Source organism: Streptomyces sp. NPDC057963 (assembly GCF_042887155.1).
Classification (GTDB): Bacteria; Actinomycetota; Actinomycetes; order Streptomycetales; family Streptomycetaceae; genus Streptomyces.
Genome location: NZ_JBHVPX010000007.1, coordinates 322,949 through 346,601 on the forward strand (window position 1 = coordinate 322,949; position 23,653 = coordinate 346,601).

17 protein-coding genes are annotated in these 23,653 nt (G+C 72.5%); 5 read left to right on the forward strand and 12 right to left on the reverse strand.

The genetic code is table 11. The annotated features are described in order from the left end of the window. Nucleotides 1-168 precede the first annotated feature (168 nt). Nucleotides 169-2,220: an MFS transporter gene (locus ACFVT1_RS19290; protein WP_389796724.1), complete on the forward strand. Its 2,052-nt coding sequence runs from the start codon at nucleotides 169-171 to the stop codon at nucleotides 2,218-2,220. A 156-nt stretch (nucleotides 2,221-2,376) separates the two neighbouring features. On the opposite strand, the gene ACFVT1_RS19295 is transcribed toward ACFVT1_RS19290, so the two are convergent. Continuing rightward, nucleotides 2,377-2,853 carry a GNAT family N-acetyltransferase gene (locus tag ACFVT1_RS19295; protein WP_389796725.1) on the reverse strand — a complete coding sequence of 159 codons (477 nt, stop codon included), beginning with the start codon at nucleotides 2,851-2,853 and terminating at the stop codon, nucleotides 2,377-2,379. A 176-nt stretch (nucleotides 2,854-3,029) separates the two neighbouring features. Beyond that, on the reverse strand, nucleotides 3,030-4,202 hold the full coding sequence (locus ACFVT1_RS19300) for a DUF2330 domain-containing protein (protein WP_389796727.1): 1,173 nt from the start codon (nucleotides 4,200-4,202) through the stop codon (nucleotides 3,030-3,032). Nucleotides 4,203-4,541: 339 nt separating this feature from the next. On the opposite strand from ACFVT1_RS19300, the gene ACFVT1_RS19305 reads away from it, so the two are divergent. Next, the gene (locus ACFVT1_RS19305) at nucleotides 4,542-6,533 is read left to right on the forward strand and encodes a bifunctional glycosyltransferase 87/phosphatase PAP2 family protein (RefSeq protein ID WP_389796970.1); all 1,992 of its coding nucleotides are present in this window, start codon (nucleotides 4,542-4,544) and stop codon (nucleotides 6,531-6,533) included. Between the two features lie 166 nt (nucleotides 6,534-6,699). Here ACFVT1_RS19305 and ACFVT1_RS19310 read toward each other — a convergent pair whose 3' ends face one another. Beyond that, a complete protein-coding gene (locus tag ACFVT1_RS19310; protein ID WP_389796729.1) occupies nucleotides 6,700-7,980 on the reverse strand; it encodes an ROK family transcriptional regulator in 1,281 nt (426 codons plus the stop codon). Nucleotides 7,981-8,169: 189 nt separating this feature from the next. On the opposite strand from ACFVT1_RS19310, the gene ACFVT1_RS19315 reads away from it, so the two are divergent. After that, nucleotides 8,170-10,455 carry an alpha-N-acetylglucosaminidase gene (locus ACFVT1_RS19315; RefSeq protein ID WP_389796731.1) on the forward strand — a complete coding sequence of 762 codons (2,286 nt, stop codon included), beginning with the start codon at nucleotides 8,170-8,172 and terminating at the stop codon, nucleotides 10,453-10,455. A gap of 179 nt (nucleotides 10,456-10,634) precedes the next feature. On the opposite strand, the gene ACFVT1_RS19320 is transcribed toward ACFVT1_RS19315, so the two are convergent. Beyond that, complete coding sequence (locus tag ACFVT1_RS19320) at nucleotides 10,635-11,636, reverse strand: AEC family transporter (RefSeq protein WP_389796732.1); 1,002 nt, start codon at nucleotides 11,634-11,636, stop codon at nucleotides 10,635-10,637. 269 nt (nucleotides 11,637-11,905) lie between these two features. After that, nucleotides 11,906-13,177, reverse strand: a complete 1,272-nt coding sequence (locus ACFVT1_RS19325) for a cytochrome P450 (protein WP_389796734.1) — start codon at nucleotides 13,175-13,177, stop codon at nucleotides 11,906-11,908. Nucleotides 13,178-13,458: 281 nt separating this feature from the next. Between ACFVT1_RS19325 and ACFVT1_RS19330 the strand changes: the two genes are divergently transcribed. Together ACFVT1_RS19330 and ACFVT1_RS19335 are read left to right on the forward strand one after the other, a co-directional pair. Beyond that, complete coding sequence (locus ACFVT1_RS19330) at nucleotides 13,459-14,628, forward strand: steroid 3-ketoacyl-CoA thiolase (RefSeq protein WP_362194675.1); 1,170 nt, start codon at nucleotides 13,459-13,461, stop codon at nucleotides 14,626-14,628. Nucleotides 14,629-14,735: 107 nt separating this feature from the next. After that, a complete protein-coding gene (locus tag ACFVT1_RS19335; RefSeq protein WP_389796737.1) occupies nucleotides 14,736-16,043 on the forward strand; it encodes an alpha/beta hydrolase in 1,308 nt (435 codons plus the stop codon). A 36-nt stretch (nucleotides 16,044-16,079) separates the two neighbouring features. Here ACFVT1_RS19335 and ACFVT1_RS19340 read toward each other — a convergent pair whose 3' ends face one another. From ACFVT1_RS19340 to ACFVT1_RS19370, 7 genes are all read right to left on the reverse strand, one after another. Further along, on the reverse strand, nucleotides 16,080-16,703 hold the full coding sequence (locus ACFVT1_RS19340) for a hypothetical protein (protein WP_389796739.1): 624 nt from the start codon (nucleotides 16,701-16,703) through the stop codon (nucleotides 16,080-16,082). Between the two features lie 275 nt (nucleotides 16,704-16,978). Beyond that, nucleotides 16,979-17,419 carry a transglycosylase SLT domain-containing protein gene (locus ACFVT1_RS19345; RefSeq protein ID WP_389796742.1) on the reverse strand — a complete coding sequence of 147 codons (441 nt, stop codon included), beginning with the start codon at nucleotides 17,417-17,419 and terminating at the stop codon, nucleotides 16,979-16,981. A gap of 322 nt (nucleotides 17,420-17,741) precedes the next feature. After that, on the reverse strand, nucleotides 17,742-18,560 hold the full coding sequence (locus tag ACFVT1_RS19350) for an ECF transporter S component (RefSeq protein ID WP_389796744.1): 819 nt from the start codon (nucleotides 18,558-18,560) through the stop codon (nucleotides 17,742-17,744). Then, nucleotides 18,557-20,521, reverse strand: coding sequence for an ABC transporter ATP-binding protein (locus ACFVT1_RS19355; protein ID WP_389796746.1), 1,965 nt, complete (start codon nucleotides 20,519-20,521; stop codon nucleotides 18,557-18,559). The genes ACFVT1_RS19350 and ACFVT1_RS19355 overlap by 4 nt, the downstream gene beginning before the upstream one ends. Beyond that, the gene (locus tag ACFVT1_RS19360) at nucleotides 20,518-21,672 is read right to left on the reverse strand and encodes an energy-coupling factor transporter transmembrane component T (RefSeq protein ID WP_389796747.1); all 1,155 of its coding nucleotides are present in this window, start codon (nucleotides 21,670-21,672) and stop codon (nucleotides 20,518-20,520) included. Before ACFVT1_RS19360 ends, ACFVT1_RS19355 begins: the two co-directional genes overlap by 4 nt. After that, nucleotides 21,669-22,349 (reverse strand): SCO2322 family protein, encoded by a 681-nt coding sequence (locus ACFVT1_RS19365; protein WP_389796749.1) that lies wholly within the window; start codon nucleotides 22,347-22,349, stop codon nucleotides 21,669-21,671. The genes ACFVT1_RS19360 and ACFVT1_RS19365 overlap by 4 nt, the downstream gene beginning before the upstream one ends. Beyond that, nucleotides 22,346-23,626, reverse strand: a complete 1,281-nt coding sequence (locus tag ACFVT1_RS19370) for a prenyltransferase/squalene oxidase repeat-containing protein (protein WP_389796751.1) — start codon at nucleotides 23,624-23,626, stop codon at nucleotides 22,346-22,348. Before ACFVT1_RS19370 ends, ACFVT1_RS19365 begins: the two co-directional genes overlap by 4 nt. Nucleotides 23,627-23,653: the final 27 nt, after the last annotated feature.

The window sequence follows — 23,653 nt, forward strand, 5'->3', positions numbered from 1 at the left end:
GACGGTGGCCCACCGGCCCACCGTGCACTGTTCCCGTCCGGCCCTCGCCGTGCGCAGGGCCCGTCCGCCCCCGCCCGGTCCCGCCCGGCCCCCACTGGTCCCGTTCGGCAGGCCGGAACGGTAGGGAACGGCCAGGATGGGGATGTAGTGGACCCGAGGAGATGTTCTATGGCCCAGCATCTGAGCCCCCCGGCCCCCACCCTCGGTGGGGACCGCTCTGCGCGGTCGGTCATGGTGGCCATCGGTGCGCTTCTCCTCGGCATGCTGCTCGCCGCGCTCGACCAGACCATCGTCTCCACCGCGCTGCCGACCATCGTCAGCGAACTCGGCGGGCTGGAACATCTCTCCTGGGTGGTCACGGCCTATCTGCTGGCATCGACCGCCGCGACCCCGCTCTGGGGCAAGCTCGGCGACCAGTACGGGCGCAAGAAACTCTTCCAGAGCGCCATCGTCATCTTCCTCATCGGCTCGGCGCTCTGCGGCATCGCCCAGAACATGCCGCAGCTCATCGGCTTCCGCGCCCTTCAGGGCCTCGGCGGCGGCGGCCTGATGGTGCTTTCGATGGCGATCGTCGGCGACCTCGTCGCGCCGCGCGAACGGGGCAAGTACCAGGGCCTGTTCGGTGCGGTCTTCGGTGCGACGAGCGTCCTCGGACCGCTTCTCGGCGGTCTCTTCACCGAACATCTCAGCTGGCGCTGGGTCTTCTACGTCAACCTGCCGGTCGGCGTCGTGGCGCTCCTCGTGATCGCCGCCGCGCTGCACATCCCGGTCCACCGCACGAAGCACACCATCGACTACCTCGGCACCTTCCTCATCGCCTCCGTCGCCACCTGCCTCGTCCTCGTCGCCTCGCTCGGCGGGACCACCTGGGCCTGGGGCTCGGCGCAGAGCATCGGTCTCGCCGTACTGAGCGTGCTGCTGCTGATCGCCTTCGTGCGGGTGGAACGCCGCGCCGATGAGCCCGTCATTCCGCTGGAGCTGTTCCGGACGAGGACCTTCACCCTCGTCGCCGTCATCAGCTTCGTGGTGGGTTTCGCGATGTTCGGCGCGATGACCTTCCTGCCGACCTTCCTGCAGGTGGTGCACAACATCACGCCGACGCTGTCCGGTGTGCACATGCTTCCGATGGTGGCCGGTCTGCTTCTCACCTCGACCGTGTCCGGGCAGATCGTCAGCCGCACCGGCCGCTGGAAGGTCTTCCCGATCGCGGGCACCGGCGTCACCACCATCGGCCTGCTGCTGCTGCACCGGCTCACGGAGACCAGCAGTACGGCGGAGATGAGCATCTACTTCTTCGTCTTCGGCGCCGGTCTCGGCCTGGTGATGCAGGTCCTGGTGCTGGTCGTGCAGAACGCCGTCACGTACGAGGATCTCGGCGTCGCCACGTCCGGAGCCACCTTCTTCCGCTCCATCGGCGCCTCGTTCGGTGTCGCCGTCTTCGGCACGATCTTCACCAACCGGCTCATCGACAAACTGACCGCGGCCCTGACCGGCCGCACCCTGCCGCCCGGGGTCAGCGCCCAGGGGCTGGCCGCCGACCCGCGGGCCATCGGCCAACTGCCGCCCGCGTTGCGGTCCCCGGTGCTCCACGCGTACTCGACCTCGATCACCGATGTGTTCCTGTACGCGGCCCCCGTCGTCCTGGTCGCCTTCGCCTTCGCCTGGTTCCTCAAGGAGGACAGGCTGCGCGGCTCGGTGACCGCCCCGGAACCCACCGAGACCCTGGCGACCAACCCGGTCGAGCGGTCCTCGTACGACGAATGTGCCCGAGCCCTCTCGGTGCTCGCCACCCGTGAGGGCCGCCGCGAGATCTACGAGAAGATCACCAAGAGGGCGGGGTACGACCTGCTGCCCGCGGCGAGCTGGATGCTGCTGCGGGTACGGCGGCACGGCACGGTCGAACCCGCCATGCTCGCCGATGTCGCCCCGGTGCCGCTGCGGGTGATCACCGAGGCGGCGCGTCAGCTGGAGGAGCGCGGACTGGTCCGGCGCGAAGGGATACAGCTGGTGCTCACCGAGGCCGGTGCGGAAGTGGTGGTGAAGCTGGCGGAGGCCCGTGAGCAGTCGATGGCGGAGCTGCTGGGCGACTGGTGGGGGCCGGAACGGCCGACCGATCTGGTCAGGCTGGTGGCGGAGCTGACCGCCGAGACGACCGGATCGAGCAAGGAACGGCCGCGCGGCCCCGAGCCGAGGCGGAACCACGCGGCCGGACCCGCGTGAGCAGCCCGGCCGATGGGCTCGGCCTTGGCCCCGCGCGAGCAGCCTGCGGACCGCTCGGCCTTTGGGCCCGCGTGAGTGCCCTGCGGACGGCTCCTGGAGCTCCCCGGAGCTCCCGGGGCCCTGGATCCGCTGGAGCTCCGGGGATTCCCGCGGTTCCTACAGCTCCTTGGCGAACCAGTGCTGCGCGAACTGCCGCCGGTGGAACGCCGGGACCTCCCGGTAGCCGTGCTTGGTGTACAGCCCCCGTGCCTCGACCAGGTCGCTGCGGGTGTCGAGCCTGATGGTGCGTACGCCGATGGCGCGCGCCGCGCTCTCGACGGCCGTCAGCAGCAGCCCGCCGCCGCCCGTGCCGCGGTACTCCGGGCGCACGAACACCCGGGTCAGCTCCGCCAGCTCCGCGTCCACCAGCAGCAGCCCGGCACAGGCCGCCGGCTTCCCCTCGAAGCGGCCGACGAGGAACCGGCCGGTGGGCGGGGCGAGCCGGTCGGCACCGTCGTCGGTGAGCCCCTCGTCGATCTCCTCGGTGGTGGCCGGCCGCCCCCAGTAGCGACTGGCGACCTCGTCGTAGTAGTCGCGACGCAGCAGCGCGGCATCGGGGGAGTCGACGGGTTCGGGGGCCGCGGTCCAGGTCATGCCGTCATTCTGGCCTGAGCATGATCAAAGGTGCGAACGGTTTGTCGGCGGTCGGCGCTCCACGCCGGATTCACTCCGCACGCGAGCGTTCGGATCGCCGGGCGGGACGGCCACCGCGCTCACCCCCGCCGCACTCACCTCCGCCGCCACCGTGCTCACCCCAGCCGCCACCGCGCTCACCCCAGCGGCGGCGGAACCATGACCGGCGGCGGAGGTGCCACCGGCCGGCGCCGCCGGATCCGCAGCACCAGGAGCGCCGCAGCCGCCGCCGACAGCACGGCCCCGAGCAGCGACAGCAGCCAGACGGGGACGCCGCCCGCGGTCAGCAACCGGTCCGTGTACACCACGGTCCGGTACGGGGTGTCCGCGTCGGCCGCGCGCAGTTCGTGATCGCCGTCGATCCGCTCGGGCCGAGGGAACGACTGCTCGATCGCGGTGACGAACACCGGCTCACCGCCCGTCATCGCCGCCAGCGCCCCGGTGTCGTCCCGTATCGAACCGGGGTCGACCCTGTCCGCGTACGTCACCTGCGGCGCCTCGCCGCCGATCGCGCCGCGCGGCTCCATCCGGTGCGCCGCCAGGACGTACAGGCCGAGCTGCTGCGGCGTCGAGGCGAGCTTCGACAGCCGCATCGGGTAGACCGGTCGGTCACTGGCGAAGCGCAGCCGCAGCGGATCGAGGTCGCCGCCGAGCGGGCTGTTCCCGTCCTTGGGGGCGAGACGGATCGCGACGTACTCCCACCTCCGGTCGACATAGGGCTTCAACGCCGTCGCCAGCCGGTCGGGCAGCTCGAAGCCGTTGTCCGTCAGCCAGGTCTGCAGCGCCTCGGGGTCGGTCGCGGCCAGCCGCGCCACATCGAAGGGGCCGAGCCGCTCCCGGCCCACCACCCGGACCGGCGGGGCGCCGGCCGAAGGAGCGCCGGCCCCGTCCGCGCTGCTGCCCGAACCGGCGAACGGCCAGTCGTCGGAGCGCGGCCAGAAGTAGTGCCTGGTCGCCTGCACCGGCGCGGTGAGCGCGGCCAGCTCGGAGAAGAGCGACGGATCGCCGAGCTCCACGCTCGCCCGGTGCGGCACCGGCATGATCCAGGCCGCCTCGGGGGCGTCCCCGCGGACCGTGAGCCGCATGACGATCTGTTCGGTACGGCCGTCCCAGTCCACGACGGAGGTCTCCCGGTCGACCGATACCCGGGTCGCCCCGCTCGGGACCATCGCCCCGCAGCCGCAGGCGTACGCCGGGCTGATCAACGAACCGAGCTGAAGCGACACCAGCGTCAGCGCCAGTGCCAGCGCCCGCACCAGCCACGCGCGCCCCTCGGCCCGCGCACTCCGTTTCCTCCCTGCGCCCCGCATGTCCCGTCTTCCTCCCCCGTGATCGACGAACACGGGAGAGGACGTGGGCACCACCGGTCCGGTTCCGGTTCCGGTGCAGGTCCGCCGCCCGTCCGGCCCGGTACCGGGCCCCGGCCCGAACGGCTTTTCGGTCATTCTTTCGGAAAAAAGGAGGATGACAGTCAGGCGAAGAGGGGGTTGATTGTGTCTACCTCATAGCGCAATGCGAAGGTTTCACAGCACGCCCAGGTCGAGGGACGGGCACAGAAACGGCGGGAGGGTCGGCGCAGCGTGGCGAATGCGGAGCACAGTGTGCGCGGAGACGCGGCGACAGGGGCGAGGACCGGGGCAGCCCGGGCCCTGCTCTGGCTGGTTGTGGCCGCACTGGCTGTACGGCAGATGGCGGTGGTTCTGCGGCAGCCACCGGGAGAACGGCTCATCGATCTGGAGACCTGGATCGGTGAGAACGGTGTCCTGCATGTGACGGGCTCGCTGTACGACAGCGACCGCTTCACCGGAACCCCGTTCGCCGGGTTGGTGCTGAAGCCACTGGCCCGGACCGCGGAACAGAGTCTGGGCGTCGCCTGGACCTTCGGTTCGCTACTGCTCGTCGCCGCCCTGGGCATCGTTGCCGCCCGCGCGCTGCCGGGCCCCGTCAGCCGCCGCACCGCTCTGCTGGCCGCCCCTGTCGCGATCAGCCTGCTGATGCTGTCCCTGCCGGTTCGCAACGCGTTCTACCTGGGGCAGACCAGCATCCTGCCGGTTCTGCTGGTGCTGCTGGCCTGCTTCGCCGTCCGCGGGGAACGCGCCTCGGGCCTCCTGATCGGGCTCGCGGCCGCGCTCCAGCCGACGGTGCTGCTCTTCGCGGTCCTGCTCTGGCTCACCGGCCGCCGGCAGACCGCGGTGACCGGCGGTGCCGCGTTCATCGCCTGCACCGCACTGGCCTGGGCCGCGATGCCGAGCGACTCGTGGACCTACTGGGTGCACCATGTCGCGGGCGCCGGGCTCGGTGACAACCCGGACAGCCTGGCCAACCAGTCCCTGCACGGCGCGCTGCTCCGCCTCGGCCTGGAGGGGCCGCTCGAAAGAACGCTGTTCGTGGTGCTGGCGGCCGGCGTCTGCTACCTCGGACTGCGCCGCGCCGTGCGGTACGCGCGCGACGGGCAGCTGCTGCTCGCCGTAGCCGTGACCGGCTGCGTCGCCGTCGCCGTCTCGCCGACCGCCTGGCAGCACCAGCTGCTGTGGGTGCTGCTCGCCGTGGTCGGCCGGGTCGGCAAGCGGGCCTCCGACCGGATGGTGTGGCCGGCGGTCGTGGTGCTCGTGATCACGCTGCCGGGGAAGATGCTGCTGCCGAACATGGCGGTGGTCTTCCCGCTGCGCGACAACATCCTGCTGATCGCCGCGCTCGGGGCGGCCTGCGCCGCACCGTTCCTGCCGCGCACCTCGCCGTACTGGCAGCAGCCGATCCCCACGGACTACGCGACCCCGGTCCCGGCCCGCTGGAGCCGCGTCCCCCTGCTGCCGTTCTGGCGGCGGGTGCTCAGCCGTCCCAACCTGCTGCTGGAACTGCTCCTGATCCGGGTCGTGTACTCCGCGTACGCACACGTCAGGCTCGCGGCGACGGCGGGCCGTGCCACCGCCGAACACCACGGCCGCCAGATCCACTCCCTCGAACAGTGGTTGCACATCGACATAGAGCACTGGGCCAACCACGCGGTCGTCGGGGTCGGCTGGTTGAGGGAGTTCTTCGACTACTACTACTCGACGTTCCACTTCATCGTGCCGCTGGCGATCCTCGGCGTGCTGTACGTGCGGCGCCCCGCGGACTACCGCTGGGTCCGCAGTTCCATCGGCTTCGCCACGATCCTCGCGCTGGTCGGCTTCTGGCTCTACCCGCTGGCCCCGCCGCGGCTGATGCCGGGGCTCGGCTTCATCGACACGGTCCATGGCGTGCAGGACTTCGCCAAGCCGGACTACGGAACGCTGACCTCGATGACCAACCAGTACGCGGCGATGCCTTCGCTGCACTTCGGCTGGTCGCTCTGGTGCGGTGTGGTCATCGTCATGCTGGCCCCGAAGCTGTGGATGAAGGCGCTGGGGCTGCTGCACCCGCTGTTGACGGTCTCCGCGATCATCGCCACGGCGAATCACTGGGTGCTGGACGCGGTGGGCGGCGCGGTCGTCGTCGCGCTCGGCTTCGGGCTGACCTACGTACTGGCGGGGCCCCGGAAGCTGCGGGTGCCGACGGTTCCGGCGGCGGCGAGACCGCAGGACGACCTGCCGGTCCCGGTGCCGGTTCCGGTGCCGAGGACGACCGGCGACTCGGTGGGCAGCAGATCGGGCGGCGCGTAGGAGCGGGCGCGTCGGCGCACTCGTCGGCCGGGGCGACCGGGGCGGGCGTCCGACCGGGGTGTGACGGCGGCCGGTGGGGGAGAGCGCTCCACGCGGGGCAGCGGCCACGTGGACGTGGCACCGCGGGCCCGGCGGCCCCGGTACCGCTTTCGCACCTGCGCAAAGGTCACGGCTCCGGTGCGGCCCGCGGCGGCCGGCCGGTGCCCTGCCACGCCGCCGTCACACGCTCCTCGGCGACGTCCAGGGCGCGGCGCACCGCCCCCGTGGCGACCGCCCGCTCGCCCAGGGCCGAGGCGCTCACGGTCACCGGGACCAGCGTGTGCGCGCGCAGATGGCGGCGTACCGGGTCGAGCAGGGTGTCCCCGGCACGTGACACTCCGCCGCCGATGACGACCCGGCCCGGATCGAGCACCAGCAGCAGCGCCGCGAGGCCGCGGGCGAAACGGGCGGCGACCCGCTCCACCACCTCGACCGCCGCGCGCTCGCCCGCCTCCGCCGCGGCGAACAGCGGCGCGATGTCGGGGGCCTCGCCGACCGGGGCGCCGGACTCCAGGGCCAGCCGGTGAATGGCCTCGGCGCCGACGAGCTGCTCGAACGGGCCCATGCCGTCGGCCGTGCGCGGCCGGGCGGGCGCGTCGGGACTGCCCGCCAGGTCGATGAAGCCGAGCTCTCCCGCAGCGGCCGAATGGCCCCGGTAGGGCCTGCCGTCGATGACGATGCCGGTGCCGATGCGCCGGCCCCAGTGGACGAAGACGAGGCAGTCCGATCCGGTGCCGGAGCCGATGCCGGAGTCGGCGCCCGCCCCGACGGCCGCGCCGCGCCAACGCTCCGCCAGAACGGCGAGATCGACGTCGTTGTCGATGGTCACCGGGCAGTGCAGCCAGTCGCGCAGCAGGGACACGGCGGGCAGTCCGGCCCAGTCGGGAATGCTGGGGGCGAGCAGGACCTCGCCGCGTTCGCGGTCGACGATGCCGGGGGTCCCCGTACTCACGGCCCACAGCCGTGACAGCGGCACGTCCGCCCCGGCCGCCGCCGCGGTCAGGGCGGACCGCACCACGGCGAAGAGCTCGGGCCCGGCCGCGCCCGCGTTCACCGCCGCCCGGTGCGAGGCCAGGACCTCGCCCGCGAGATCCGCGATCATCACGTGCACGTGGTGCGGGCCGATGTCCACCCCGGCGACGTACCCGGACTCGGCACGGAACCTGGCGTACTGGGCGGGGCGGCCCAGTTGCTGCGGTCCGGCGCCCGCGGTGGATTCCACCAGGCCGCACTCCCTCAGCTCGGTCAGGGCCCGCGTGACCGCGGGGCGGGACAACCCGGTGCGTGCCGCGAGGTCGGTGACGCGGGCGGTGCGGGTCGCGCCGTCACGCAGTGCGGCAAGGACCGCGGCGACGTTCATACGGCGCAGGACATGCGGACCGGTGGCCGCCGTATCCCGGACTGCCATGTGTCTCAACTCCCTTGGCCGACCGCGCTGTCGGCACTGTACCCAGCACATCCGCGGCCCCGGCCGTCCGCCCTGTTGACGGCAGTCGAGCGGGCCCGCATATTAACGAATGCTCCGTTAGTAAATCCGGAGCCGACGGTGCACGTGCTCCAGCGAGTCCCTGCCTTCCTCCACCGGACGAGGTCAACGTTGAGAAGCCTCAGAACCTGGGCTGCCGCCTGCGCGGCCACCGCACTTGCCGTCCTCGCCGGGATGGTGTCCGCGCCGGCCGCCACCGGGGCGGACACCCCGCGCGGCAGGCCGGCCTTCGCGCCCGGACCGGCCGAGGCGGCGCTGGGCCGGCTGCTGCCGCGCCATGCCGGCCAGTTCGACCTGGTGCCGGTCGGCCGCCCCGCCTCCGGTGACTACTTCACCGTCTCCGGGACCGCGGGCCATGTGCGTATCCGGGGCACCAGTCCCGCCGTGCTGCTCAGCGGCGTCGACTGGTACCTGAAGTACACCGCGAAGGTGGACATCGGCTGGCCCGGCGACAGCACCTCGAAGCTCCCGAGGAGGCTTCCGGCACCTGCCGGCACGGTCCGTCAGGACGCCTCGGTGCCGCACCGCTTCGCCCTCAACGACACGGACGACGGCTACTCCGGTGCGTACCGGAACTGGGCCTCGTTCGAGAAGCAGATCGACGTCCTCGCCCTGCACGGCGTCAACGAGGTGTTCGTGCAGATGGGCGCGGACGCCGTGTACTACGACACCTTCCAGGAGTTCGGGTACGCGAAGGGCGAGCTGAGGTCCTGGATTCCGGGCCCGGCGCACCAGCCGTGGTGGCTGATGCAGAACATGTCCGGCTTCGGCGGCCCGGTCACCGAGAGGCTGCTGGACCGGCGTGCCCGGCTCGGCCGCAAGATCGCCGACCGGCTGCGGCAGCTGGGCATGGCCCCGGTCCTGCCCGGTTACTACGGCACGGTCCCGCCCGGATTCACCGACCGGAACCCCACCGGCCCCGTGGTCCCGCAGGGCGGCTGGGTGGGCTTCGAACGGCCGGACTGGCTGGACCCGCGCAGCGCGATGTTCCCGAAGGTCGCCGAGTCGTTCTACCGGCACCAGCGCGCCCGGTTCGGCGACTCCACCCTGTACAAGATGGATCTGCTGCACGAAGGCGGCAGGCCGGGCGACGTACCGATCGGGGACGCGGCCAAGGGCGTCATGAACGCCCTGCAGTCCGCGCGCCCGGGGGCCACCTGGGTCCTGCTCGGCTGGCAGAGCAACCCCTCCACCCAGCTCATCGACGCGGTCGACAAGAGCAAGCTGTTCATCGTCGACGGTCTGGCCGACCGCTACGACGGCCTGGACCGCGAAGCCGCCTGGCACGGAACGCCCTACGCCTTCGGGACCATCCCCAACTTCGGCGGCCACACCACGATCGGCGCCAACACCTCCGTGTGGACCGAGCGGTTCGCGCAGTGGCGTACGAAGCCGGACAGTGCGCTCCGGGGAATCGCGTACCTCCCGGAAGGCACCGGAGGAAACCCCGCCGCGTACGAACTGTTCACCGAACTCGCCTGGCACGGCGCTCCGTTGGACCACCGGGCCTGGTTCGCCGACTATGCGGAGCGCCGCTACGGCGGCGCCGACCCGCATGCCGCCAGGGCCTGGGAACTCCTGCGCACCGGCCCGTACAGCACCGCGTCCGGCAGCTGGAGCGAGTCGCAGGACAGCCTCTTCACCGCACGCCCCCGGCTGACCGCGGACACGGCGGCCAGCTGGAGCCCCGCGGCCATGCGGTACGACGCGTCGACGGTGCAGCGGGCTCTGGCCGAACTGCTCCAGGTCGCCCCCGAGCTGCGCGGATCGGACGCGTACCGGTTCGATGTGGTCGATGTGGCCCGGCAGGCCCTGGCCAACCGCAGCCGCACGCTGCTGCCGCAGATCAAGGCCGCGTACGAGGGGAAGGATCTGCCGCTGTTCCGGCAGCGGGCCGAGGAGTGGAAACAGGACCTCGCCCTGCTGGACCGGTTGCTGGGCACCGACCGCCGGTTCATGCTGGGGCCCTGGCTGGAGGACGCGAAGTCGTGGGGCGGCACCGCCGCCGAGCGGGCCGCCGCCGAGTTCGACGCCCGGTCGATCCTCACCACCTGGGGCGGCCGGTCCGGCAGCGAGTCCGGCGGACTGCGCGACTACGCGAACCGCGAATGGTCGGGCCTGGTCTCCGACTTCTACGCCAAGCGCTGGACGCTCTACCTGGACTCCCTCGACACTGCCCTCGCCACCGGCCGCCCGCCCGCCGACATCGACTGGTTCGCCCGGGACAACGCCTGGAACCTGGAGCGCGGAAGCTACCCGGTGAAGCCCACGGGCGACCCGGTGGCACTGGCCGAGACCGTACGGACGTCCCTGCCGGCCCCCGTGGTGCCGGGCCCGGTCAGGGGGGCCGCCCGTTCGGCCGCTGCCTGCATGCCGCGGACGGTGCGGAGCTGCTGATCCGCACCTGCACCGCTCAGGCCCCGCGGCAGTGGGTGCTGCCCGCCTGAACGGGAGCGGCCCGCATCCCGCGGGCCGAAGGGGTGCCGGGGACGACTCGTCGTCCCCGGCACCCCTTCGGCATGGATCGCCGCCCGACCAGCATCCGCCCATCGGCCCGGGGCCGCCACTCGAACGGTTCAGGGGGCCGACCCCAGCGCCCAGGTGGCGAGGGAGAGCGTGGCCATGGACACCACCGTCGAGGCCACGACGGAGTTGCGGACCACGCGGGTGTCCAGGCCGTGCTGCTGGGCGTAGATGTAGGCGTTCTGAGCGGTCGGCAGCGCGGAGCAGAGTACGACGGCCAGCAGTTGATGGTCCGGCAGTCCCAGCAGCGGGCCCCCGACGACGAGGGCGATCAGGGGCTGGAGGAGCGTCTTGAGGGCGACGTTCACCACGACCTCCGCACGCTTCGTCCCCACCGTCCCCGGCTCGGCGGGCTCCGTCTCCTCCGCCGGACCGCCGGCCGCCGGGCGGACGTTCAGGGACAGCCCCAGGGTGACCAGGGCCGTCGGCACGGCGGCGGCGCCGAGGACGTCGCAGGAGTGGGCGAGGGCGTGCGGCAGCCGCAGCCCGAGCGCGGAGACGACGACACCCAGCAACGAGGCCATGATGACGGGGTTGCGTACCGGCATGGTCAGCGTCCGCCGGAGCACGACGGCCCTTCCGGCCCCTCTTCCCGCCCCCGCTCCCGTCCCCGTGTCCAGCAGCGTCAGGATCACCGGGGTGACCAACAGCACCTGGAACAGGAGGATCTGGGCGACGAACGACGCGTCGCCGAGCACCTGGACCGCCACCGGGATGCCGAGATTGGCGGCGTTGACGTAGCCGGACGCCATGCCGCCGATGGCCCGGTCGGCCGTCCCCCGGCCGAAGAGCCGGCCCGCGGCCACGAAGCCGAGACCGCACGCCAGCGCCGTACCCGCCGCGAAGGCCACCAGGGAGGGGTTGGCGAAGGCGTCCAGCCGCGCCCGGGAAACCATGAGGAAGAGGGCGGCGGGCATGGCCAGGTGGAAGACGAACCGGCCGAGCACGGCTTCCGCCTGCTCGCCGAGGAGACCGCTCCGGCCGACCGCGTACCCGAGGGCGGTGAGCATCCAGATGGGGGCGAAGGCGGAGAGCAGGGCGTGCATGCCCGTCATGATCCTCGCGCGGTCGTGCGTGTCCCGCGCGGGGGTTCGCACGGGACGGAGGGCTGCGGGTACGGACGCCGGGGGCCGGGGCGTGAGGGGGAGCCCCCGCCGTCCGAAGCTCCTGGAATCCGGCAGCTCCCGCCGTCCGAAGCTCCTGGAATCCGGCAGCTCCCGCCGTCCGAAGCTCCCGGGATCCGGCAGCTCCCGCCGTCCGAAGCTCCCGGGATCCGGCAGCTTCCGGAACCGAAGCTCCCGCCGTCCGAAGCTCCCGGAAGCGGTCAGCTCGCGGCGGTTCCGGCGCTCGCGGCCGCGCTGCCGACCTGAAGCTGCTTGATCCCGTTGAGCCACGCCGAGCGCAGCCGCCGAGGGTCGCCGACCAGCCGCAGGTCCGGCATCACATCCGCGATCGCGTGGAAGATCAGGTTGATCTCCATCACCGCGAGGGACTTGCCGAGGCAGAAGTGCGGACCGCCGCCGCCGAAGCCGAGATGCGGGTTGGGATCGCGGGTGATGTCGAACGCCTCCGGGTTCTCGAAGACCTCGGGGTCGTTGTTGGCCGAGGAGTAGAACAGCCCGACCCGGTCGCCCTTCTTGATCCGCTGCCCGCCCAGTTCGACGTCCTGGGTGGCGGTCCGCTGGAAGGAGACCACGGGAGTGGCCCAGCGGACGATCTCCTCGGCGGCCGTCTCCGGCCGTTCGCTCTTGTAGAGCTCCCACTGGTCGGGGTGGGTGAGGAAGGCGTGCATGCCGTGGCTGATGGCGTTGCGGGTGGTCTCGTTGCCGGCGACGGCGAGCAGGATCACGAAGAAGCCGAACTCGTCGGAGGAGAGGTTCCCCTGGCCCTCCGCGGCGACCAGCTGGGAGACGATGTCCTGGGCCGGGCACTCCTTGCGGGAGGCCGCCAGATTCATCGAGTACGAGACGATCTCCATGGCCGCCTCGGTGCCGACCTCCTCGGTGATCGCGTACTCGGGATCGTCGTACGCGGCCATCTTGTTGGACCAGTCGAAGATCCTGGACCGGTCCTCCTGCGGCACGCCGATGAGTTCGGCGATGGCCTGGAGCGGCAGTTCGACGGCGACGTTCGTGACGAAGTCGAAGGAGCCGTCGTCGTCGGCCGAGGCGAGCGCCGTCTCGACGATCGAGCGGGCGCGGCTGCGCAGGGCCTGCTCCAGGGAGCGGATCGCCCGTGGCGTGAAGCCCCGTTGGACGATCTGGCGGACCCGGGTGTGTTCGGGCGGGTCCATGTTCAGCATGATCAGCTTCTGGACCTCGATCTGGTCGCGGTCGATCGACTCGTTGAAGCGGATGACCGCGGTGTTGGTGTGCGAGGAGAACAGTTCGGGGTGGGTGGAGACGTACTTGACGTCCGCGTGCCGGGTGACGACCCAGTAGCCGGCGTCGTCGAAACCGGAGATACCGGCCGGCTGGGTGCACCACCAGACCGGTGCGGTCTGCCGCATCTGTGCGAACTCCGGGTGCGGAATGCGGGCTTGGAGCAGGTCGGGGTCGGTGAAGTCGAACCCTTCGGGCAGATGGGGGCAGGACATCGGCAACTCCAGGTCGGTCCGAGAGCCGCCCGAAGTTGTCTGACGACCCATCAGAAGTTGCTCGAAACGTAGTAACGAGTTCTACAACTGGCAAGAGGGGCCGCCCGATCTGTTGCGTGAAGAGTGGGTGAGGCAGGTATGAAGCGGACGCAAGGTGCGTGCAAGACCCTTGCGTACCGGGGGTAAGCCTCATAAGACTGCTCGCAGAACTAGAACGCGTACTAGTTCCCTTCCGCGGGCGCCGGGACGCCCCTGCGGAGGCGCGAGGAGAGGACGAGCTCATGGCCGCGGAACCCGTCATCGTCGAAGCCGTACGCACCCCCATCGGCAAGCGCGGAGGCGCGCTCGCCAATCTGCATCCCGCCTATCTGCTGGGCGAGACCTACCGAGAACTCCTCGCCCGCACCGGCATCCACGCCGACTGCGTCGAGCAGATCGTCGGCGGCACGGTCACCCATGCCGGCGAGCAGTCGATGAACCCGGCCCGCAACGCCTGGCTCACCGTGGGGCTCCCCTACGAGACCGCCGCCACCACCGTGGACTGCCAGTGCGGGTCCTCGCAGCAGGCATCCCACATGGTGGCCAACATGGTCGCCGCCGGAGTGATCGACATCGGGATCAGCTGCGGTGTCGAGGCCATGTCGCGGGTGCCCCTGGGCAGCGGATCCAAGCACGGACCGGGCAAGCCCTGGCCCGACGAGTGGAACGTCGACCTGCCCAACCAGTTCGAGGCCGCCGAGCGCATCGCCCGCAACCGCGGCCTGACCCGGGAGAACGTCGACTCGCTCGGGCTGATCTCGCAGGAGCGGGCGGCCGCCGCCTGGGCCGAGGAACGGTTCAAGCGGGAGACGTACGCGGTCCAGGTGCCGACCACCGAGGAGGAGCAGGCGGCCGGGCAGGGCATGTGGCGTCTGGTCGACCGGGACGAGGGGCTGCGGGACTCCACGATGGAGGGGCTCGGCCGGCTCAAGCCGGTCATGCCCACCGCGATCCACACCGCGGGCAACTCCTCGCAGATATCCGACGGTGCCTGCGCGATCATGTGGGCGTCCAAGCGGATGGCACGGGCGCTCAAGCTCAGGCCGCGCGCCCGGATCGTCGCGCAGGCGCTGGTCGGCGCCGACCCGCACTTCCACCTCGACGGACCGATCGACGCGACCCGCGCGGTGCTCGGCAAGGCCGGGATGTCGCTCAAGGACATCGACCTCGTCGAGATCAACGAGGCGTTCGCCTCGGTGGTGCTGAGCTGGGCCCAGGTCTTCGGGCAGGACCTCGAAAAGGTCAACGTCAACGGCGGGGCCATCGCGCTCGGCCACCCGGTGGGCGCCACCGGGGCCCGGCTGATCACCACCGCCCTGCACGAACTGGAACGCCGGGACAAGGAGTTCGCCCTGATCACGATGTGCGCGGGCGGCGCGCTGGCGACGGGGACCATCATCCAGCGGCTGTGACACGGCATCGGCGGGGAAGTCCACCGGCCGGGGTGTTGCCAGGTGTACCCCCGGTCGGGTGTCCACGCCGATACCGGCGCCGTACGCGGCTGCATAACGTCGTGCCCATGAACAACAGCAGCCGTACGAACGGCAACAACCTTGTGAGCGGCACCACTTGGGACGTGCGCGCGCGCCGTCGCGCCGCCCGCCGAAGGGCGGCGGCCGCCGCCGTGGTGGTTCTCGCCGCGCTCGGCACCGCGCCGGCCGTCGCCCAGCAGCCCTCCGGCGCAACCGACGCGACCCGCTCGGCGGCCGCGCACGGCAGAGGCACCCTTCTGGACATCACCCCCGTGGCCGACCTCGGCCGCGCCGACGTCGCCCGCTTCCTCGCCTCCGGAGGGATGGACACCGCCACCGTCCGGCACGGCCTGCGGGCCTACCGCCTCACCTACCGCACCATCACCCCGCAGGGCACCCCGACCACCGCCACCGGGCTCCTCGCCCTCCCCAAGGGCGGTCCGCACCGGCTGGACCTGGTCTCCGACACCCACGGCACGATGGTCCACCGGGACTACGCGCCCTCCGTCGGCGAGGACTTCGGCCGCTTCGCCCCCTACCTCCACGCCTCGGCCGGCCGTGCCGTCGCCGCCCCCGACTACCTGGGCCTCGGCAAGGGGCCGGGCCACCACCCGTACATGGACACGGAGTCCGCCGTCACCGCCTCCGTCGACATGCTGCGGGCCTCCCGCACGGCCGCGCTGCGCCTGGACCGCCCGCTCACCGGCGAGGTGTACGCGAGCGGCTTCTCCCAGGGCGGCCAGGTCGCGATGGCCCTGGCCAGAGCCATCGAGGGCGGCGTCGACCGGCACTTCGAGCTCCGGGCCCTCGCCCCCGTCTCGGGGCCGTACGCCATCGAGCAGGCGGAGATGCCCAGCCTTTTCGACGGGCGGGTCAACGACACCAGCGGCGTCTTCTACATGTCCTACTTCCTCACCGCGCAGAACCGGCTCCACCCGCTCTACAAGGACCCCTCCGAAGCGTTCCGGGAGCCGTACGCGGGCATCGTCGACGACCTCTTCGACACCAACCACACCGAGGAGCAGATCATCCCGGCGCTGCCCGCGACGCTGAAGGAACTGCTCACCGACGACTACTACCAGCAGGTCCAGCACCCCACCGGCGCCCTGCTGGCCGCGGTGCGCGCCCAGGACGGCAACTGCGCCTGGAAGCCGGACGTCCCGGTGCGCCTCTACTCCTCGTCCGGCGACACCGACGTGCCGATCGCCAACGCCCGTGAGTGCGCCGCCGATCTGGCCGCACACGGTGCCGCGGCCCGGGTGGTCGACCAGGGATCGACCGGCCACAACGCCACGTACATGAAGTCGGGGCCGCAGATCGTGCGCTGGTTCGACACGGTCGCCTCGCGGCACTGAAAGCGGTGCCGCCGCGACGGCGGACGCACGCGCCGCTCAGTACGGCGAGGGCGAGGGGAAGGTGGCGGTGGGGCTGAACAGCGAGGCGTACCCCTCCTCGTACTGGCGGCGGTGCCGGCCGGACCGGCTCACCTCGGCGACCGAGGGCGAGAGCGTGAGCCGTCCGTCGTTGGCGAGCTCCTGCACGCGCGTCAGCAGCGCCCGTACGTCCAGGCCGAGTTCGGCGGCGACCGTCTGCACGTCGAGACCGGACTCCCAGCTCCACAGCAGTACGGAGTCCATGCTGGGCGACCAGGCGACGGTGACCTCCGCCTCGATGGGCGGGAGCGGGGGAGGTGCCGGGACCGGTGGCGCGTCCGGGGGCGCGACGGGCGGTGCGACGAACATCTCTTCGCGCGGATGCGGCACGGGGACCTCCGGAACGGGAGGGGGCTCGTCCGCCGCTTCCCGCACCGCCGACGTGGTCCGGTTCAGGATCTCCTCGGCGAGGGACCGCGCGTCACTGCGTCCCACTGTGCGCCGTGCTAATCGCACTTCGCGCTCGTTCAGGCCCATCAGATCGGCGATCGATCCGTCGTCGCCGACCGTGACGGCGAACGCCGCGAGCGTTCTGCTCCGCTCCGCCTGCGCCTCGTCCAGCAACGCCTGCGCCCGGCGCATGCGTTCGTCACTGGCGCAAAAAGCTTCCGCCAGGACGGTGTTTCGATCCCAGAATTCGCGAGGTTCCACGTATGTGACAACGCTTCGGGGGCCGCCGGGCACGGACAGCCAAGCAAAATGCGCCTAAATGGACCAACGGGTAATTTTGTTGGCCAAGCTATATGAAGGTGGTCATTTTTTGGACGATCGGTGTTGACCGGTGCTGACCGGTTCCGAACGTGGCGAAGGCCCCGAACGGGGGTCGGGGCCTTCGTGCGAGCTCATGGGGTGCCGGCTCAGTACCAGTGGTTGGCCTGCCAGAACGACCAGGCGGCACACGGGCTGCCGTAGCGGGAGTTCATGTAGTCCATGCCCCACTTGATCTGGGTCGTGGGGTTGGTCTTCCAGTCGGAGCCGGCCGAGGCCATCTTCGAACCGGGCAGGGCCTGGACGAGGCCGTAGGCGCCGGACGAGGCGTTGGTCGCGCTGGGGTTCCAACCGCTCTCGTGGTGGACGATGTTGCTGAAGCACTGGAACTGCGCGGCGTTGCCGATCATCGACTTCGCCGTGTCCTGCGCGCCTGCTGCGACGACGGTCGGCGCGGTGGCCGGTGCGGCCATGGCCGGGGTGACGCCGAGGGCCAGGCCGGTGGTGCCGAGGAGTACGGCGGTGCCGGCGACGGCGGACTTGCGGCGGGCGGTGCGGGGCAGGGCGAGGAGGTTGCGGGCGAACGTCACAGGAGTCCTAACGTCGGGTACGGGGGAGTCGCGGGACCGGTCCGGACGGTGCTGGTGGTGCGGGTGGACCGGTCTGCGCCGACCGCGGTCCGTTTCGGTGGACCGGGCGGTGCTCGGCGACGTGATCCAGTGTTAGCGGCGCCGTTCGGCCATGGCAATGACCCCCGATACGAGCCCGCCTCGCACCCGGGACCGAAAGCCCCGGGCCGCCCGAATCACCGCGAAAGGGTCATGGCAGGTGGGAGGGGGTGCCAAGGAGCCGGTACGCGGCCCGGCGGACTACTACCCCGCGTAGGGGAGGGCCAAGGGCCTGTGGGAGTCCTCACTCGGCGGAGGCGTCGAATGTGACCTGGGCCTCGAAGGCGGCCCGCCGCGTGGCCCTGCGCAGCGCCTTCAGCAGCGTCGCGCCGACGGTGAGGGTCAGCACCAGGGTGAGCACGGCCCGGCCCAGGTCCCAGCCGAGCGACGTGGCCGTGCAGTAGGCGAGGAAGCGCACCAGGTTCTCCGGCAGCGGGTCGCCCGGCCGGAAGGAGATCCCCGAGCCGAGGCCGGGCACGATCGTCCAGCCGTACAGGTTCATCACCGTGCCGTACGCGAACGCCGCCACGAACCCGTACACCGCGAGCATCAGCAGCTCGGCCCGCCCGCGCAGCCGGTCCGGGCCCGGCAGCAGCCCCGCGCCCATCGTGAACCAGCCCATCGACAGCATCTGGAACGGCATCCACGGACCCACTCCGCCGGTGAGCAGCGCGGACGCGAACATCGTCACCGAGCCGAGCACGAAGCCGAAGCCGGGCCCGAGCACCCGGCCGCTCAGCACCATCAGGAAGAACATGGGTTCCAGCCCCGCCGTGCCCGCGCCCAGTGGGCGCAGCGCGGCGCCGACCGCCGCCAGCACCCCCAGCATCGCCACCGCCTTCGCGTCCAGTCCGGAGTCCGCGATCATCGCGACGACCACGCCGACCAGCAGCGGCAGCAGCGCCGCGAACAGCCACGGCGCGTCCTGGGAGTGCGCCAGACCGGAGTCCGCCCCGGCCAGCAGCGGCCAGCCGAACGCGACGACGCCGATCGCACTGACGAGGACGAGCGCGGCGACCGCGCGCGGCCCGAGCCGTACCGGCCGCGCCCGGCGCCCGCTCATGACGGGTCTCCCAGCGCGCCGCGCACCTGCGCCACGGTCAGCCACTCCTGCGGGGCGAGGATCTTCGCCGTCTGCGGGGCGAAGGAGGGGGAGGAGACCACCACCTGCCGGGTCTCCCCGTCCGCCACGGTCTCCCCGTCGGCGAGTATCACCACCCGGTGCGCCAGCTCGGCGGCGAGTTCCACGTCGTGCGTGGCCAGGACGATCGCATGGCCCTGTGCCGCGAGACCGCGGAGCACCCCGACCAGCCGGGCCTTCGCCGCGTAGTCCAGGCCGCGGGTCGGCTCGTCCAGGAGCAGCAGCGGGGGCCTCGCGGTCAGTACGACGGCCAGGGCGAGCGCGAGACGCTGGCCCTCGGAGAGATCACGGGGGTGGGTGTCGTCCGGCACACCGGGCAGCAGCTCGGAGACCAGGGCCCGGCAGCTGCCCGCGGCGGCGCCCGCGTCGGCGTCGGCCGCGGCGCACTCGGCGGCGACCGTGTCCGCGTACAGCAGATCGCGTGGTTCCTGCGGTACGAGCCCGACCCGGCGCACCATCTCGCGCGGCTGCGTGCGGTGCGGGACCCGGCCACCGACGAGGACGGTGCCGGTGGTGGGCTCGACCATGCCGACGAGCGTGGCCAGCAGGGTGGATTTGCCCGCTCCGTTGCGGCCCATGAGGGCGACGGTCTCGCCGGCGGCGACGGCGAGCGTCACCCGGCGCAGCGCCTCGACACGCCCTCGGCGCACGCCGAGCCGCTCGACCCGCGCCGGGGCGTCGACGACGGCTTCGGGAACGGCGGCGGCGACGGGTGCGCCGCGGCCCAGCAGCCGGGCGAGCACCCCGCGCCGCGCCGCCGGGGCGGCGGGCAGCGGTGGTACGGCGCCACGGGCGCCACCGGCCGTACGGGCGGCATCGACCCCATCGGTCCCATCGATGGCACGGGCGGCATCGGCGGCACCGGTCGCATTGGCTGTACCGGTCGCACCGGTCGCACCGGTCGCACCGGCCGTACGGGCTGCACCGACCGCGCCGACCTCATCGATCGCACCGGCGGCACCTGCGGCGCCGACCGCACCGGCCGCACCGGCCGCACCCGCACCGGCCGTCCCGGTGGTCCGCACGCCCGGCCCGCCCGCCCGGGGCGACGGTCCGGGCGGCTGCGTCCGGGCCAGTCGCTCGCGCAGGTCCGACGCCCGGCGCCGGGCGTCGCGGACCGAGAGCGGAAGTGGTTCCCACCCCGCCAGCCGGCCCAGCGCCACGACCGGCGGGTGGACCGGGGAGACGGCCATGACGTCCGCGGGCGCGCCCATGACCGGTGCGGCGCCCGGGGACGGCAGCAGGACGACCTGGTCCGCGTACTGCACCACCCGCTCCAGCCGGTGCTCCGCCATCAGGACCGTCGTGCCCAGGTCGTGCACCAGCCGCTGCAGCACGGCGAGGACCTCCTCGGCCGCCGCCGGGTCCAGCGCGGACGTCGGCTCGTCGAGGACCAGGACCTTCGGGTGCGGGGTGAGGACCGAGCCGATCGCGACCCGCTGCTGCTGACCGCCGGAGAGCGTGGCGATCGGCCGGTCGCGCAGCCCGGCCAGGCCCAGCAGGTCGAGGGTCTCCTCGACCCGCCGCCGCATCACGTCGGGGGCGAGTCCCAGCGACTCCATCCCGTACGCCAGCTCGTCCTCGACCGTGTCGGTGACGAAGTGGGACAGCGGGTCCTGGCCCACCGTGCCGACCAGGTCGGCGAGTTCGCGTGGCTTGTGGGTACGGGTGTCGCGCCCGTCGACCGTGACGCGGCCCCGCAGCGTGCCGCCGGTGAAGTGCGGCACGAGACCGGAGACGGCACCCAGCAGCGTCGACTTGCCGACCCCCGACGGGCCGACGAGCAGCACCAACTCGCCCTCGGGAACGGTCAGATCGACCCCGGAGAGGGTGGGGCGCCCCGTCCCCTCGTACTGCACCGAGACATGCTCGAACCGGATCACTGGCTCTCCTTGGAATGCGGGGCGCCCACCGGGGGCGGCACCGGCGCCACCACCGCGGGCAGCAGCCCGATCAGCACCGCCGCCGCGGGCCGCAACGGAAGCACCGGCGTGGTCAGCGGTACGACTCCGGGGTGCAGCGCCTCCGCGTCGACACCGCCCGCCCAGATCATCGCCGCGGCCACGGCGGCCCCCGACCCCGCGACCAGCCAGGCCCGCGCACCCCACCGGTCGGGCCGGTAGCGGGTACGGGCCGAGCGGGCCCCGCCGAGCCGGAGCCCGGCCATCGCGGCGACGAGTCCGGCGATCAGCAGCGGCAGGCCGTACACCGCACCCTGCGCGGCCAGCAGCCCGTACGTCCCCGCGCACACCCCGAGCAGCCCGCCGAGCGTGAGGACGTTCGTGGTGTGCCGGACGGCGGGCGGGACCTGCGCGCTGCGCCCGTATCCGCGCGCGTCCATCGAGGCTGCCAACGCGACCGACCGCTCCAACGCGCCTTCCAGGACCGGCAGTCCGATCTGGAGGACCGCCTTGAAACCGCCGGTCGCGCGGCCCCGCAGCCGCCGGGCGGTGCGCAGCCGCACCACATCGGCGACCATGTTCGGCGCGAACGTCATCGCGACGACGACGGCGACCCCCGCCTCGTACAGGGCCCCGGGCAGCGACTTCAGCAGCCGGGCCGGGTTGGCGAGCGAGTTCGCCGCACCGACGCAGATCAGCAGGGTGGCCAGCTTCGCCCCGTCGTACAGCGCGAAGAGCAACTGCTCGGCGGTGACCCGGCCACCGATCCGGACCCCCTTCGCCCAGTCGGGCAGCGGCACTTCGGGGAGGGTGAACAACGGATGCGTACCGGGGACCGGTGAACCGAGGAAGACGGAGAAGACCAGCCGCACGCCGACGACGAACAGCCCGATCTTGATGAACGCGCCGTACGAACGGGCCCACGGCGCGTCCGTACGGCGCGCCGCGACCACGTAGCCCGCCACCCCCACCAGCAGCCCGAGCAGCAGCGGATTGGTGGTCCGGGACGCGGCGGTGGCGAGACCGAGCGCCCACAGCCACCAGGCCCCGGCGGGCAGGGCGTTGCTGCGGGTCGCCCCGGGGGCGTGCAGCGGGCGCCGCGGCCGCACCGGGCGGGTGGTCGAGGCCGTCATCCGCGGCGGCGGCGGGCCTGCACGACTGCGGCGATGCCGAGGAGGAGAACGGCGCCGACCCCGACGAGCACCCCGGCGGAGGGACCGCCGCCCGAGCCGTCCGCGGCGTCGGCGGCGGACGCGTCCGGGGCCCCGGACGCGGGGGCGGCCGGCGTTCCGTGCCCGGTGCCCGAGATCTGTTCGCCGCAGCCCGAGCCCGGATAGCCGGATATGGCGCAGAGCAGCGCGCCGCTGTCGTAGCGCAACGGCTTGGCCACCGAGGCGAGCGCCTCCGCGGTGCTCGCGTCCGGGGCGACCCGCGCGCACGCGGTACGCGGCGCGGGAGGCGTCTCCCCGGCCGGGGCGTCCGCCGCGGTGCCCGGGTCGATGACCAGCGCTACCCGCTTGCTGCCGTCCTCGGCCGGGGTGTCCGCGCAGATCTCCGCGAACCCGGGGGAGCGGCGCGGTTGCGCCGAGTCCTGCGAGTCCTCGCTCACCGCGAACCGGAAGCCCTGCACCGCGCCGTCGTCCGGCCGGACCAGGGACGGGCCCTGGGTGGCGTACGTCCAGCCGGTGCCGGAGCTCTCCCAGAACGACCAGTACCGGTACCCGTCCGCCCGCGCCGTCCCCGCGCCGAGCACGGCCAGGACGGCACCGAGGACCACCAGGAGGGCGGCCGCCCTTCCCGCCCGCCTCACAGCTGCTGGTTCTTCCGGCGCCCGCTGATCAGGAAGCCGGCGCCCGCACCGACGACGAGACCGATGCCGACGTACCACCACACGCCGCCGATCACGTCGTCTCCGCTGTGGACCTCGTCCTTCTCCGTGGCCACGTACCCGGTCTCGGCGGACGGGTCGGGCGTCGTGACGGCCGCCGGCACGGGACCGGCCGCGTTCAGCCGGTCGACCAGGTCGACGCCGCCGAAGTCGCGGGCGTCGGAGCCGGTCGCGTGGGCGGCCAGGATCAGCTGCGCGTAGGCGGCGGGACCGTTCTGCTCGGCCCACGCCCCGGAGTTCTTCTTCAGCCAGGTCATGGCCTTGGCGGCCTTGTCCTGGTGGCCCGCGGCGGACAGCGCGACGACCGCGTCCGCGGTGTTGCCGAAGTCGGGCTGCGGGGTGGAGTCGGCGGCTCCGGGCATCGGCGCCAGGTCGAGATGGCCGCTGGTGGCGAGTGCGTCCGCGAGGTAGTGGGCGCCGTTCTGGGCGGCCTGCTCGGGCGTGAGCGCCGGGCCCGGCCCCGGGTGGCAGGTGGGCGCCTTGGCCGAGGTGTTGTTCCCGACGGCCAGGGCCTTGCCCATCGTGCCGAGCACCGCGGCCGCGGTGGCGTCCGCGTTGGCGGCGAGCTTCCCGGCCTTGTCGGGCTGATAGGCGAAGGCGCCCCCGTCCTTGCCGCCGCACGGGATCGCGAGCTTCAGCAGCGGGGCGTAGGGGGTCTTGCCGCCGTGGGTCGTGATGTCGCCGAGCCGCTGGCCCTGCCGGGCGAGGGCGCCGATCACCAGCGAGGTGGAGTTGGCGTCACTGGCCGCGCCCGGGGCGTAGCCCCAGCCGCCGTCCTCGTTCTGTACGGACTTCAGCCAGCGGACCGAGTCGTTCACGGTGTCCCGGTGCCCGCCCACCTCGACGAGCGCCTGGACGGCGGCCGCGGTGGCGTTGGTGTCCAGCACGGTCTTCCCGGTGCACGGCTGGGAGACATCGGGCCGGTACGCGGCGTAGGCGCCGTTGGAGCACTGCTGGGAGATCAGCCAGTCCACCGACTTCGTGGCGGGCGTGACGCCCTCGACCCGCTGCGCGAGGAAGGCGAGCGACTGCCGCCAGACGCCGTCGTAGGTGGGGTCCTTCGTGCCGTACAGCCCGGACGGCAGTGCCGCGGACGGCGAGGGCGACGGGGACGGCGCTGCGACCGCGACCGGGGCAGCGGCCGCACAGAGCACGGTGGCGGTGGCGGCGAGCGTTGCTGCTCTGCGGCGTACGGTCATGGCGGGCGGGGCCTCTCCTGCGGGGGA